Raw genomic sequence first — 13425 nt, 5'->3', positions numbered from 1 at the left:
TTGCAGAGGGCTAGTCCTAACGATGTAGGCGATTTGCCATTTTTTGTAAGCTATAGCTTACAAATTTCAGTAGGAGGACATCAGGAACTGTCGACGTTACATTCATTGCCGCGCTGGTGAATGTTTTCAACCGCATAAAAAAGCCGGAAATTAATCCGGCTTCGGTGTTTAGCTTTGGGTCTCAAGGGGAAGAAAGCACCTGAATTAGCCTAAATAGGCTTTCACTGCTTCAACTGCGGCACGATGCCATTGAGCATTCAAGTTCCAGAACTCTAGAACTTCATTATCGTATGCAGGGGGTGTTATCAGAAAAGTCATATGTGGTCCTCCTAGTGGGACTACATTCTTAGTATAGCGCTTTTTTGTTGCAATGCAGCATAAAGTGACATTGCACCGCTGGCCTGCGACAAAATGACCTAGGCTGGATAAGATAGTTTGAATAAGTATTTGCCACGAGGAGCCCTATGCGTTTGCGTATTTTGTCTGACCTGCACCTGGAGTTTTTTGACGGAAACCGCGAGTTGCCTGAGGTGGATGTCGATGTAGTCATCCTTGCTGGAGATATTCACCGTCAGTGCGAAGGTCTTGCCTGGGCGCGTTGCCGCTTTCCGGACACGCCGATTATCTATGTATTAGGCAACCATGAGTTTTACGGTACCTGCATGCCGCTGCTGCGTGATGAGCTGGCGCTCGAAGCCGAGCGGCTCGACATTGAGCTTCTGGACAATCGTGCCATAACCCTCAATGGCGTGCGCTTTTATGGCACTACGCTATGGACAGACTTTGCACTTTACGCCGGAGACCCAACTCAAAACCCCGCCGATACAGAGGCTAAGGCACTACGATACATGCCCGACTTTAAAATCGTTCAAACGTCACCAGGCGTTACGTTCACACCACAGGCGAGCCAGCAGGTGCACGCTGAAGCACTTGCTTGGCTTGAAAACGAGCTTGCTCAACCCTTTGATGGCCCTAAGGTTGTGATTAGTCACCATGCCCCACTGCACGACTGTATTCCTGATCAATACTTGGAAGATGCGTTATCCCCGGCGTTTGCCTCCGACTTGCCCCATTTAATGGGCAAGATGGACGTTTGGGTGCATGGGCATGTGCACGAACCCGTGGATATTCTGCGTAACGGCACGCGTATCATTGCCAACCCCGGTGGATACCCTGATGAGTTTAATCCGCTGCTGTTTAAGCCAGCGTGGGTGGTTGATATCTAAAGGCTCGGTTTTTCAAAAGATTAGCTATAGGCCTAGGCTGCCTATAGCGATGTGAGCGGCATGACCGCTACTGCTACTTTGGTTTAAATTCCGCTGGTTCTGCTTGCGCTCCTACGCCCAGATACTTATCTTCTTGTTGTATGATGTATTACTTAGAGCATCAATCTGCTTATTAACTAACAGTGTAGTAGGCATATGTATCCAAAAATCAAAACAATGCGTGTAATTCCCGTCGCTGGCTATGACGGCTTCTTGCTTAACCTTAGTGGCGGCCATGCCCCTTGGTTTATTCGCTGTGTGGTCATTCTTGAGGATGATGCGGGTAATCAGGGCGTGGGTGAGATTCCTTCCAGTGGCGGTATTCTTAACAGGCTGGAGCAGTGCCGTGAGTTAGTTGAAGGTTCGCCGATCAATAATATTAAGCACACCCTCAATCAGGTTCGCCTGCGATTAGCCCAGAACGGGCGCGAAGAGCGCGGTCGTCAAACATTTGATTTGCGCGTAGCGGTGCATGTGATTACAGGTATTGAGTCGGCGCTGTTAGACCTCTATGGACAGGCGCTACAGCTGCCCGTGGCTGACCTACTCGGTCAGTACGGTCGTCAGCGTGATGAAGTCGAGGCATTGGGCTACCTATTTTTACTGGGAGACCCTGGCAAGACAGACCTGCCATACCCTAAAGCGCATAACCCCCAGGACACCTGGGACGAAATACGCTATCAAGAAGCACTAACACCCGACGCCGTGGCTAATTTGGCCAAAGCCGCCTATGAGCGCTATGGCTTTAAGGACTTCAAACTTAAAGGTGGTGTGCTGAGAGGCGAGGAAGAAGCCGACTGCATTCGCGCGCTCCACGAAGCTTTCCCTGAAGCGCGTTTGACGCTTGATCCCAACGGGGCCTGGAAACTTGATGAAGCGGTGCGCGTACTCGATCCGATTAAGCATCTACTCAGCTATGCTGAAGATCCCTGTGGTCAGGAAGAAAGCTACTCCGGTCGTGAGACCATGGCCGAGTTCAAAAAGCGCACCGGCCTGCCCACGGCTACCAATATGATTGCGACAGATTTTAAACAGCTGCAATACGCCGTCCAGCTTAATTCGGTTGATATACCTTTGGCGGACTGCCATTTCTGGACCATGCAAGGTGCTGTCAAAGTCGGTGAGCTTTGCAATGAGTGGGGCATGACCTGGGGCTCTCACAGCAATAACCACTTCGATATTTCGTTAGCCATGATGACCCACGTTGCTGCCGCCTGCCCTGGCAAGATTACCGCGATTGATACTCACTGGATTTGGCAAGATGGCCAGCGTATTACGCACAACCCTTTCCAGATTCAAGACGGCAAACTCAAGGTGCCCACAACACCAGGGTTAGGGGTTGAGCTGGATGAAGAGAAGCTTATGGAAGCGCACCATCTTTATAAGTCGTTAGGTACCATGCAGCGGAATGATGCCATGGCCATGCAGTTTTTAATTACAGGCTGGGAGTTCGATCCAAAGAAGCCTGCCTTGGTCCGTTGACCCTAGACTTTGGTTTGAATTTTGATAGTTCTGCTTGCGCCTTGGTGGAGCGGTACTTATCTTCTTTGTTGTATGATGTATTACATAATCTGTTGGTCGGTCGGTAGCGTCTACTCACCCAATGGCCAACGCATTAATAAAGAGGGCTTAAGGTGACATTTTCAAGACAAGCAGTCATAAACGCCATTGGCGATGGTTTGTTGTCGTTCCCCATCACGGACTTCGATAGTCAGGGCCGTTTTGATGAAGCGAGCTATCGCAAGCGGCTTGAGTGGTTTATTAGCCACGAGATTTCCGCGGTCTTTGTCGCGGGCGGTACGGGGGAGTTTTTCAGTCTCTCACTAGAGGAGTATCGCGAAATCGTTAGCGTGGCGGTTGAGGTGATTGACGGACGTTTGCCGGTGATCGCCAGTGCTGGCTTAAGCGTGGAGACAGGCAAAGCCTTTGCAAAAGCGGCTGAAGAGGCAGGCGCCGACGGCATTCTATTGATGCCGCCGTACCTCACCGAGTGCCCGCAGGATGGTTTGGTTGAGTATKCCCGCCAGATTTGTGATGCCACCTCAATCAACGTGATTTATTACAACCGCGGTAACGGTATTTTGAACGCCTCGTCGGTTCAGCAGTTGGCCGATCATTGCCCTAATTTAGTGGGGCTAAAAGATGGCAAAGGCGATATTCAGGCGTTAAATAAAATCGTCAAAACCGTTGGCGACAGATTGGTGTATATCGGCGGCGTGCCTACGGCTGAAATTTTTGCTGAAGCCTACGTCTCCATTGGAGTGAATACTTACTCTTCGGCCGTTTTCAACTTTGTGCCTGAAATGGCTGTGACGTTTTACAAGGAGTTGCGCAAAGGCAATAAAGAGGTTGTGAAACAGATTACCAACGACTTTTTTATTCCTTTCGTGGATCTCAGGGATCGAAAAGCAGGCTATGCCGTGAGCCTCATCAAAGCAGGCGCTGACATTGTCGGCCGTCCTGCAGGCAGTGTCCGCGCACCGCTGGCTATGCCCACTAAAGATGAGTGCCAGCAGCTTGAAGCGCTTATCAATGTAGCAAAGAAGTATTAATCCACTCTAACTATCACTAATAGTTAGTAAGCAATTGCCAATAATAAGAGGAAGTTAGACATGCGCACACACAATAACTGCATGATCGCCAGCACTATGAAAACCAGCTCTTTAAAAGCTATCCTGCCTACCGCTAGCGTAATGGCACTCATGGCGTTGGCACTGCCTGCCCAAGCTGACAACTGGCGTGGCTGGAACATTCACCCTGACGGTTATCCTAATACAGTGGCGTTAGAGGAGTTTGCTGAAGCTGTTGCGGAGCAAACAGAAGGCCGCGTCACGCCTCGCGTATATAACAATGCTGTACTAGGCGATCAATCAGACGCTATTGAGCAGACCCGCAACGGGGCGCTGGATTTTGCCAATTTCAATATGGGACCGATGGGCCCCATCGTGTCAGAAACCAATGTGTTCTCGCTGCCCTTCCTATTCAATGACGTAGAGCATATGCATACGGTAATGGACGGTGAAATTGGTGAGCGCTTTGCCGACGCCTTAGAAGATAAAGGCTTGGTAGTTCTTTCCTGGTTCGATTCGGGTGCTCGCAGCATTTACAACACTCAACGCCCTATTAAAACCCCTGAAGATGTCGAAGGCTTAAAGATTCGGGTAATGAATAACGATCTTTACGTCGATATGATCGCCGCTATGGGGGGTAATGCCACGCCGATGTCTTATGGTGAGGTGTATCAAAGCTTAACCACCGGCGTGCTCGATGGTGCTGAAAATAACTATCCCTCTTTTGAATCAAGTAACCACTATGAGACAACGGGTTACTACTCGTTAACCGAGCACTTGATTATTCCTGAATGCTTGTGTGTGGCTAAATCCAGCTGGGAAGAGCTCTCACAAGAAGATCAGGAAATTGTTCGTGAAGTAGCCGAAGAGGCTTCCAAACGTCAGCGTGAACTGTGGGTAGAAAGCTCAGAAGAGAGTCGTCAGATCGTTCTTGATTACGGTGTCGAGATTAATGAAGTTGACGATAAAGCCGCCTTCCAGGCGCTCATGGAACCCATGTATGAAGAGTTCATTGCGAATAACCCTGGCACGGGTGAGTTGATCGAGGAAATTCGCGCTACCGAGTAAAATTTGTCGCCCACACGCTTCCGGCAGTTAGCTAGGTCTTGCTTAGTCGCTGCCGGGAGTTGAAAAGGAAATGTGCCGTGAGTATCGAACTTGAATCGCAGGTCGATAAGGAAGACGCGGAAGAAAGCGGCTCGCTGAATCGAATCTTAGATGGTGTTGCCAGCTTATGTATTCTTATTGCAGGGGTCTTATTAGTCACCCTTATTATTATATTTGGGTGGTTGGTTTTCGGCCGGTATGTGCTAAACAACACCCCGACTTGGGTAGAACAAGCCTCGTTAGTGCTGGTTGTTTATATCACCTGCTTAGGCGCAGCGGCAGGGGTCAGGCATCATAGCCATCTGAATATTGATTTTATTCGTGAAAGTTTTACCGGTCCGATCCGTAGCTTAATGCATCACCTGGCTGACATTTTTATTCTTTCCTTTGGGGGGTTCATGGCTTTTCAGGGCTGGACATTAGTTATGTCAAACCTGAACAGAGCCATACCCATGATAGGTCTATCTGAGAGTTGGCGTGCAGCTCCCTTAGTAATTTGTGGGGTGCTAATCATGCTTTTTGCAGCCGCTGATATAGCGCAGCGCTTACTGTCTCGAAAAGTTAAGAGGGTATAAACGATGGGGCTTATTATTCTTTTCGGGATCTTTTTCTTAGGTCTTATCGTCGGCGCCCCGGTTGCGTTTGCCGTCGGATTGGCCGCTGTTGTTACCTTCCTGTATGAAGGCTTGCCGCTATTTGTCGCCTTTCAACGCATACTGTCTGGTATTTCGGTTTTTTCTTTGCTCGCGATTCCTTTCTTCATCTTTGCCGGTGAGTTAATGATGCACGGCGGTATCTCCACTCGCCTTGTGCGCTTAGCATCTGCAATGGTAGGTAAGGTGCGCGGTGGTTTAGGGATGGTAAATATTAGCTCTTCCATGCTGTTCGGAGGAATATCCGGCTCGGCAGTGGCGGATACTTCCGCATTGGGTTCTATCCTAATCCCGGTGATGAAAGAGAAAGGGTACGACGCCGACTATGCCGTGAATGTCACCGTGACCTCATCAATCGCAGGCGTAGTGATCCCCCCTAGTCATAACATGATTCTTTATGCCGTCGCGGCGGGTGGTGGTATCTCCGTTACCCAGCTGTTCATCGCCGGTATTGTTCCAGGCATTTTAATGTGCGTTAGCTTGGCCGTTGCGGCTTATATCGTTGCGGTGAAACGCGGTTATAAGGGTGAAGCATTCCCTGGCTGGTATGCGTTGATGATCAGTTTTTTCGCCTCCTTACCTGGGCTCATGACCGCAGTGATCATCGTCGGTGGGGTGCTGTCAGGTATTCTAACCGTCACTGAATCAGGCGCCTTCGGTGCTATCTACGCTATTGTCGTGACCGGCTTGGTTTACCGTGAATTGACCTGGGCCTCTTTCAAAGCTGCTGTTGTTCAGGCGGTAAAAACCACCTCGCTGGTGATGATTCTAGTCGGGTGTGCATCAGCGTTCTCTTACCTGCTCGCGCTCTACAATGTTCCGGAAATGCTGACCACGGGCTTGATGGCTATTTCCGATAAGCCGCTGGTTATTTTCCTTATGCTTAATATCATCCTGTTGATTTTAGGCATGATTATGGACATGGCGGCGTTAATCCTTATCTGTACGCCTATTTTCCTGCCGGTTGCTATGCAGTTCGGTATGGATCCGATCCAGTTCGGCATTATTTTGATGATGAACCTGGGGCTAGGGCTATGTACACCACCCGTCGGTGCCTGTCTGTTTGTTGGCTGTGTGATTGGCAAAATTAAAATCGAGGAGGCGGTGCGCACGATCTGGCCGTTCTTCTTAGCGCTGTTTGTGGCCTTAATGCTGGTGACTTACGTACCTGCTATCTCTTTGACGTTACCCAGTTTTTTCCAATAAGGGCACTTTCAACAAGCCGCTAAAAAGGATAGATCAATTATGAAAGTCGTCGCCGTCAAGACTCATATACTCGATTACCAGCTTGAGACAGCGTTTGAGAGCGCTTCCATGCACTTTTCGCGCCGCCAGCATTGTTTGGTCGAAATCGTCTGCGATGATGGCACCATTGGCTGGGGCGAGTGCTTAGGGCCGGCTAAGCCTAACGCAGCGATTGTGGAGGTCTACGCTCAGTCACTTATAGGCGAAGATCCACTGCAAACGGAAAAAGTTTGGTTAACGCTCTATAACCGATTACGTGATCAAGGCCAGCGCGGCTTAACGGTTACGGCATTAAGCGGTATTGATATTGCGCTGTGGGATATCAAAGGCAAGCACTTTGGCGTGCCGATCTCAACGCTGCTTGGCGGGCGCTTTCGAGATAGCGTGCGCGCTTACGCAACTGGTTCGTTCGCCCGGGCAGGTGTTGACCGGGTAACCGATATAGCTGCCGAAGTGGCCGGTTATCGCCGCGAAGGTTTTCATGCCGTCAAGATTAAAATCGGCTTTGACGTCGAGGAAGATCTGGAAGKGATTGCCGCCGTGCGTGATGCCATCGGGCCGGATATGCGCATGATGATCGATGCCAATCACGGTTACGACTACCTGGAAGCGATTGAGCTAGGGCAGCGTGCCGCGCCGTTTGGTATCGACTGGTTTGAAGAGCCTGTGTTGCCCGAACAAATTTCTACCTACGAAGCCGTTCGGGCAGGTCAGCCGATTCCTATTGCCAGCGGTGAAAACTGGCACGGTCGCTATGCCATGCATGAGCCCTTGGCCCGCCGCGCGGTGGATATTGTGCAGCCGGATATTTGTGGCGTAGGGGGTTTTAGCGAAATGCGCCGGGTCGCTGATATGGCGGCCATGCACGGCGTGCGTTTGGTGCCCCATGTATGGGGTACCGCGGTGTGTTTGGCCGCCAGCCTGCAGTTTATGGCCGCGCTACCGCCCAATCCGCCGCGCCGCAAGCCTATTGAACCTATTATGGAGTTCGACCGTACCGAAAACCCCTTCCGCCAGGCTGTTGTTCAAACGCCCCTTGAGCATCACCAGGGCGTAATGATGATTCCTGATGGCCCTGGGTTGGGTATTGAGATTAATCGCGACGCGCTGTCCACCTACGCGCTCAAGGAGAAATGACGTTGTCTATTCCCGCTAATACACGTCCGTTAACAGGACCACCACCTGCATTAAAAGCGCCTGCAGGGGCAACAGATTGCCATGTTCACCTTTATCTACCCGGCTATGAAGCGCAGCCGGGTGGCCCCAAAATCCCTGAGCTAGCCACCGTTGCTGACTACCAAAAGCTTCAGAAATGGCTCTCGTTGGAGCGCGTTGTGGTGACCCAGCCCAATGCCTACCAGTTTGATAATCGGGCGATTTTACAGGGTGTGGCGGAAATCGGGCAGGAGTCCGCCCGAGCGATTGTAGCGATAGCGCCGGATGCTGACGAATCCCAAATTGAAGCGTTTCACGCTCAAGGGGCACGCGGTGCCAGGATTATGCAGTTGCCCGGTGGTGCTGTTGGAATAGATCGATTAGCAGAGGTTGAAGCACGGATAAAAGCCTTCGGCTGGCACTTGATGGTGCAGTTCAATGGCCGTGAGCTTGATGACTATCTGGCCACGCTAAAAGCGATCGAAACCGATTACATCATCGACCATATCGGCAAATTTATGCCGCCGGTGGCCGCTGACGATCACCGCGTTGACCAACTGCTTAGCTTGCTGGATCGCGGTAATGCATGGATGAAAATCTGCGCGGGTTATGAAGCCAGCCTGAGCGGCGGACCTGAGTATGCCGATGTCGGCCCCATCGCTAAGCGGCTTATTGAGCACGCTCCTGAACGGATTATATGGGGATCCAACTGGCCGCATGTTGGCGTACCCAGAGAACAGTTTCCAAGCGATCCCGAACAGTTAGATGTTTTGTTGCATTGGGCGGATGAGAGCACTCGTCAAAAGATTTTGGTGGATAACCCTGCAGCGCTTTATGGCTTTTAACCCTTCAGTTATTAAAAGTCTGTAGCTAAAAATAGAGTAAGGAGTTTATATGTTAAACCGTATTCTCGTGACCGGTGCGGCCGGGGGGCTTGGCAAAAGCCTGCGACCTCATCTTCGTACACTCGCCAAACATGTCCGGCTATCCGATATTGCTGATTTAGGTACGGCGGGCGAGGGCGAAGAGCTGGTTCAAGCTGACTTAAGCGATGCGCAGGCTGTTGCCAGTCTAGTGCGCGATTGTGATGGTATTGTTCATTTAGGTGGGATGTCGGTAGAGAGCCCGTGGGAAGCCATTTTGCAGGCCAATATTATGGGTACTTACCACCTTTATGAAGCGGCTCGGAAGCAAGGTAAACCACGCATTGTGTTTGCCAGTTCCAACCATACCATCGGTTTTTATGAGCGCCATCAGCGTATCGACACCCAGGTAGTACAAAAGCCGGACTCCCTGTATGGCGTGTCAAAATGTTTTGGTGAAAACCTCGCTAGCCTGTATCACGACAAATTTGGTGTCGAGACACTGAGTGTTAGAATCGGCTCGTGTTTTGATAAGCCTGCTGATACCCGCATGAKGGCAACTTGGCTGAGCCTAGCCGATTTCGTCAGTCTTTTGCAGCGTGCGTTTGTAACGCCGCGTTTAGGGTATACGGTGATCTACGGAGCGTCGGATAATGCTGAGAAGTGGTGGGACAATTCTCATGCTGGCTTCTTAGGCTGGCGTCCGCAGGATAGCTCTGAGCCATGGCGGGTTGAAACGGAACAGCTTGACCGCGATATTGATAAAGATGACCTAGCCGTGAGGTATCAGGGCGGTAAATTTACTAAAATAGGCCATCCTAACGATGCTTAGTGGTGCTTATAAGACCTAGGTTGTACGATATAATACAACTAGTTGATTAATGAAGGATAGCTTCCATGGCCAAACCCAGCGCAACGGCATCTGCCCTAAAACCGCTTAAAGTAACTAAAGTGACGCAGCAGGGAAGCTTGTCCGTGCATGTGGCCGACCAACTGGAAGCGTTGATCACCCAGGGTAAAGTCGCGGTGGGGGAAAAACTCCCTACCGAGAACAGCCTGTGTGACTCCTTTGGCGTTAGCCGCACAGTGATTCGTGAAGCGATTACCCACCTGAAGTCTCTGGGGCTGGTGGAAACCCGGCGAGGTGTAGGTACCTCGGTGCTGCGCTCTTCCACAGTAGAGGCGCGTCCTGCAGAGCGTATTAACCCGACGACTGTGGAAGATATCTTGCACCTGCTGGAACTGCGGCTAACCTTAGAGCCAGCGGCAGCTGAACTGGCTGCCTTACGCCACGACGATGAAGATCGTCAGCGACTTGAGGCGCAGCACCTTGCCTTTAGTAACGCCTATGCTGCAAAAACCCAAGCCCGTGAAGAGGACTATCTGTTTCACTTTGCGATTGCCACGGCGACCAAAAATCCCTTTTTCCAATCTTTTTATAAGCAGTGGAGTCAGAGCGTGATTCCCCGCGCCAAACTGCTGAGTATTGATATTAACCCGATCTCCTCCGAGCGCTATTTAGAGCGCGTTCAGGAAGAGCACAGCTATATTCTCGAAGCCATTCTTTCCCGCGATGCGCAAGCTGCCCGCGAAACAATGTTTCAGCACCTTAACCGGGCGCGCAACACCTATGCCCAGTATCTGGAAAAGTAGTATCGCGGACAGAAGTAACGTGCACAGTAGCAACGCGACACATGATATGGCGACCAGTGATATCACTGACCATCTAAGGAGCGATGTATGACAATGCGAGGCGAAATGCTGATTGGTCAACAATCAGTGACCGGCACCCAGGCCAACATTCAAGCAGTTAATCCCGCTACCGGCGAAAAGCTTGAACCTATCTATGTCGGCGGCAGTCGTGCACACGTTGAGCAGGCTTGTGAGCTGGCGGAAGCGGCCTATACCACCTATCGTGAAACGTCCCTCGAAGAGCGGGCGACCTTTTTAGAAACTATTGCCAGTGAAATTGAAGCGATTGGTAGTGAGCTGATTGAGCGCGCCATGGCCGAAACAGGCCTGCCTCAGGCACGCATCGAGGGCGAGCGGGGCAGAACCTGCGGCCAGCTGCGCTTGTTTGCTTCAGTTGTGCGTGCCGGTGAATGGCTGGATGTACGCATTGACCCAGCGCTGCCAGAGCGCCAACCGCTACCCCGCGCTGACCTACGCCAGCGCCATATTGCCCTGGGCCCAGTGGCTGTTTTCGGTGCCAGCAACTTCCCGCTAGCATTTTCGGTAGCGGGTGGTGATACCGCTTCAGCCCTGGCGGCTGGCTGCCCGGTAGTGGTAAAAGGCCATTCTGCACACCCCGGCACCTCCGAGCTTGTTGGCAAGGCGGTTCAAAAAGCCGTGAAAGCCTGCCAGTTACCAGAAGGCGTGTTCTCGCTGCTGTTTGGTGCCGGTAACGAAATCGGCCAAGCGCTGGTGGATGATCCGCGCATTCAAGCCGTTGGTTTTACCGGCTCGCGCAGCGGCGGTATGGCACTGATGAAAACCGCCCAAGCACGGCCTCAGCCGATCCCGGTCTACGCTGAGATGAGCAGTATTAACCCTGTCTTCTTGCTACCCGCAGCACTAAAAGCGCGTGGTAAAGCGCTCGGTGAAGCGTTTGTCGGTTCGCTCAATATGGGCGCCGGCCAGTTCTGTACTAACCCGGGGCTGGTGATTGCGATAAAAGGCCCGGAGCTGGACGCCTTCATTGAGGCGGCACGTGGTGCAGTGGAAGCCAGCGGCGCACAGACCATGCTAACGCCGGGGATCCACCGTGCTTATCAAGAGGGTGTAACCAGCCTGAGCGGTGCGGCCCAGGTGCGTGAAATCGCCCGTGGTCATACCGGCAGCGAGTATCAATGCCAAACGGGGCTGTTTGCTGCATCAGCGAGTGATTTCCTTGCGTCTGAAGCGCTGCAGGCGGAAGTGTTCGGTGCCACATCGCTGGTTGTTGAGTGCGAAGATGCGGCGGATGTAAAGCGTGTTGCTGAACAGCTAGAAGGCCAACTCACCGTCACACTGCATATGGACGACGCCGACCTGGATGCCGCTAAAGCGCTGATGCCTACGCTTGAGCGTAAAGCAGGACGTATTCTCGCCAATGGTTGGCCCACGGGTGTCGAGGTTTGTCATGCCATGGTGCACGGTGGCCCGTTCCCAGCCACCTCTGATTCGCGTACGACCTCTGTCGGTTCGGCGGCCATTCACCGCTTCCTACGGCCGGTTTGTTACCAGTCACTACCGGAAGGCTTGCTGCCCGAGGCGCTTAAAGAGGGCAACCCGCTGAAAGTGTCGCGGTTAGTTGACGGCAAACGCGAACTTTAAAAGACAGCTGCCACTATTGCAGTCCAAAAGCAGGCATTGAATGCCTGCTTTTTTTAGTGCGGTTTTTAAACGAAGATTTAAATAAATAAGTAACAAAAAGAGTATTTTAGGTGATGCCATGAGTGACAATATTACTATTTCTGTACAAGAAGCCGAAGCGCTGAGTAATAAGGTGCTCACCCATAACGGCTTTAGCCAGCCCCATGCCGATGCGATTACGCGCAGCGTCATGGCGGCCCAGCGTGATGAGTGCCATTCCCACGGTTTATACCGGCTCATTGGCTGTGTCCAAACCGCCTTAAACGGCGGTGTTGATACTCAAGCCGAGCCGACGATCACTGACCAGGCAGCAAGCGTCGTCAACGTTAATGCGAATAAGGGCTGCTCGCTGCTGTCGTTTGAAATGGGTAAGCCGCATTTGATTGAGAAGGCTAAACGCAGCGGGATTGCGGCGCTTGCGATTAATAACAGTTTCCACTTTTCAGCGCTGTGGCCCGAAGTGGAAGCGATTTCAGCAGAAGGGCTGGTAGCGTTAGCGATGACCCCCAGCCACGCCTTTGTGGCTCCGGCGGGTGGTACTTCGCCCCTTTTTGGCACCAACCCAATCGCTTTCTCTTGGCCACGCCCAGGGAGTACGCCCTATACGTTTGATTTTGCCACCAGCGTGGTCGCCCGTGGCGAGATAGAGCTGCATCGGCGAGCGGGTAAATCGATCCCCGAAGGGTGGGCGATTGATAGCGAGGGGAACTCGACAACGGATCCAGTGGCAGCCCTAGCTGGTGCTATGCTGCCCTTTGGTAGTTATAAAGGCTCCGCACTTTCCACCATGGTGGAGCTGTTAGCGGGTCCGCTGATCGGCGACCTGCTAGGCCACGAAACCCAGGCAGCGAATGCTGAGAAAACCGGCAAGCCCTTTCATGGCGAGCTGATTATCGCCATGTCGCCGGAGGCTTTTTTGGGCAAGGACGCAGAGAGCCATCTCAAACACGCTGAAGTTCTTTTCGAGGGTATTCTGGGCCAAGGTGCGCGCTTGCCTTCCCAGCGCCGCTTTGAGGCAAGAGAGCGGAGCCGAGTCAATGGCTTTAGCTTTCCCAAGGCGCTATATGATGAGCTTACGCAGCTTGCAGCTGGCTAGTTTTTAATGCGTTTTTTTGGGGCGGGGTCAAAAACTGTCTAGAATCGTGGGGTGGCATCGCCATTTAGGCGAGCGGACTCAGCACCCTGAGGTAGGGTAAATACTTAGGGGTGAAGA

General features: G+C 52.0%; 12 protein-coding genes. All 12 read left to right on the top strand.

What is annotated here, in order from left to right; all coding sequences use genetic code 11:
* Nucleotides 1-464: 464 nt before the first annotated feature.
* Nucleotides 465-1226: a metallophosphoesterase gene (locus HALO_RS18175; RefSeq protein ID WP_035577106.1), complete on the top strand. Its 762-nt coding sequence runs from the start codon at nt 465-467 to the stop codon at nt 1224-1226.
* 195 nt (nt 1227-1421) lie between these two features.
* Nucleotides 1422-2747 carry an enolase C-terminal domain-like protein gene (locus tag HALO_RS18170; protein ID WP_035577107.1) on the top strand — a complete coding sequence of 442 codons (1326 nt, stop codon included), beginning with the start codon at nt 1422-1424 and terminating at the stop codon, nt 2745-2747.
* A 152-nt stretch (nt 2748-2899) separates the two neighbouring features.
* Complete coding sequence (kdgD, locus tag HALO_RS18165) at nt 2900-3817, top strand: 5-dehydro-4-deoxyglucarate dehydratase (RefSeq protein ID WP_050713806.1); 918 nt, start codon at nt 2900-2902, stop codon at nt 3815-3817.
* A 60-nt stretch (nt 3818-3877) separates the two neighbouring features.
* The gene (locus HALO_RS18160) at nt 3878-4903 is read left to right on the top strand and encodes a TRAP transporter substrate-binding protein (protein ID WP_231896747.1); all 1026 of its coding nucleotides are present in this window, start codon (nt 3878-3880) and stop codon (nt 4901-4903) included.
* Between the two features lie 77 nt (nt 4904-4980).
* Complete coding sequence (locus HALO_RS18155; protein ID WP_035577113.1) at nt 4981-5517, top strand: TRAP transporter small permease; 537 nt, start codon at nt 4981-4983, stop codon at nt 5515-5517.
* A gap of 3 nt (nt 5518-5520) precedes the next feature.
* On the top strand, nt 5521-6801 hold the full coding sequence (locus tag HALO_RS18150; RefSeq protein WP_035577114.1) for a TRAP transporter large permease: 1281 nt from the start codon (nt 5521-5523) through the stop codon (nt 6799-6801).
* A gap of 39 nt (nt 6802-6840) precedes the next feature.
* Complete coding sequence (locus tag HALO_RS18145) at nt 6841-7977, top strand: mandelate racemase/muconate lactonizing enzyme family protein (RefSeq protein WP_050713805.1); 1137 nt, start codon at nt 6841-6843, stop codon at nt 7975-7977.
* Nucleotides 7974-8840 (top strand): amidohydrolase family protein, encoded by an 867-nt coding sequence (locus HALO_RS18140; protein WP_035577119.1) that lies wholly within the window; start codon nt 7974-7976, stop codon nt 8838-8840. Before HALO_RS18145 ends, HALO_RS18140 begins: the two co-directional genes overlap by 4 nt.
* A 49-nt stretch (nt 8841-8889) precedes the next feature.
* Nucleotides 8890-9690: an NAD-dependent epimerase/dehydratase family protein gene (locus tag HALO_RS18135; protein ID WP_050713804.1), complete on the top strand. Its 801-nt coding sequence runs from the start codon at nt 8890-8892 to the stop codon at nt 9688-9690.
* Nucleotides 9691-9755: 65 nt separating this feature from the next.
* Nucleotides 9756-10511: a FadR/GntR family transcriptional regulator gene (locus tag HALO_RS18130; RefSeq protein WP_035577123.1), complete on the top strand. Its 756-nt coding sequence runs from the start codon at nt 9756-9758 to the stop codon at nt 10509-10511.
* 87 nt (nt 10512-10598) lie between these two features.
* Nucleotides 10599-12173, top strand: coding sequence for an aldehyde dehydrogenase (NADP(+)) (locus HALO_RS18125; RefSeq protein ID WP_035577131.1), 1575 nt, complete (start codon nt 10599-10601; stop codon nt 12171-12173).
* A 118-nt stretch (nt 12174-12291) separates the two neighbouring features.
* Nucleotides 12292-13308: an Ldh family oxidoreductase gene (locus HALO_RS18120; RefSeq protein ID WP_035577134.1), complete on the top strand. Its 1017-nt coding sequence runs from the start codon at nt 12292-12294 to the stop codon at nt 13306-13308.
* Nucleotides 13309-13425 lie beyond the last annotated feature (117 nt).

Source organism: Halomonas sp. R57-5, from assembly GCF_900070345.1.
GTDB lineage: Bacteria > Pseudomonadota > Gammaproteobacteria > Pseudomonadales > Halomonadaceae > Vreelandella > Vreelandella ventosae_B.
Note: the sequence above shows the minus strand (reverse complement) of the source record. Positions and strands in the feature narration are given on the sequence as shown.

Excerpts from the sequence above, each read along its gene's own strand:
- HALO_RS18125 (WP_035577131.1), top strand. The coding sequence starts at position 10,599 with ATGACAATGCGAGGCGAAATGCTGATTGGTCAACAATCAGTGACCGGC.
- HALO_RS18120 (WP_035577134.1), top strand. The coding sequence starts at position 12,292 with ATGAGTGACAATATTACTATTTCTGTACAAGAAGCCGAAGCGCTGAGT.
- HALO_RS18160 (WP_231896747.1), top strand. The coding sequence starts at position 3,878 with ATGCGCACACACAATAACTGCATGATCGCCAGCACTATGAAAACCAGC.
- HALO_RS18150 (WP_035577114.1), top strand. The coding sequence starts at position 5,521 with ATGGGGCTTATTATTCTTTTCGGGATCTTTTTCTTAGGTCTTATCGTC.
- HALO_RS18175 (WP_035577106.1), top strand. The coding sequence starts at position 465 with ATGCGTTTGCGTATTTTGTCTGACCTGCACCTGGAGTTTTTTGACGGA.
- HALO_RS18170 (WP_035577107.1), top strand. The coding sequence starts at position 1,422 with ATGTATCCAAAAATCAAAACAATGCGTGTAATTCCCGTCGCTGGCTAT.
- HALO_RS18130 (WP_035577123.1), top strand. The coding sequence starts at position 9,756 with ATGGCCAAACCCAGCGCAACGGCATCTGCCCTAAAACCGCTTAAAGTA.
- HALO_RS18140 (WP_035577119.1), top strand. The coding sequence starts at position 7,974 with ATGACGTTGTCTATTCCCGCTAATACACGTCCGTTAACAGGACCACCA.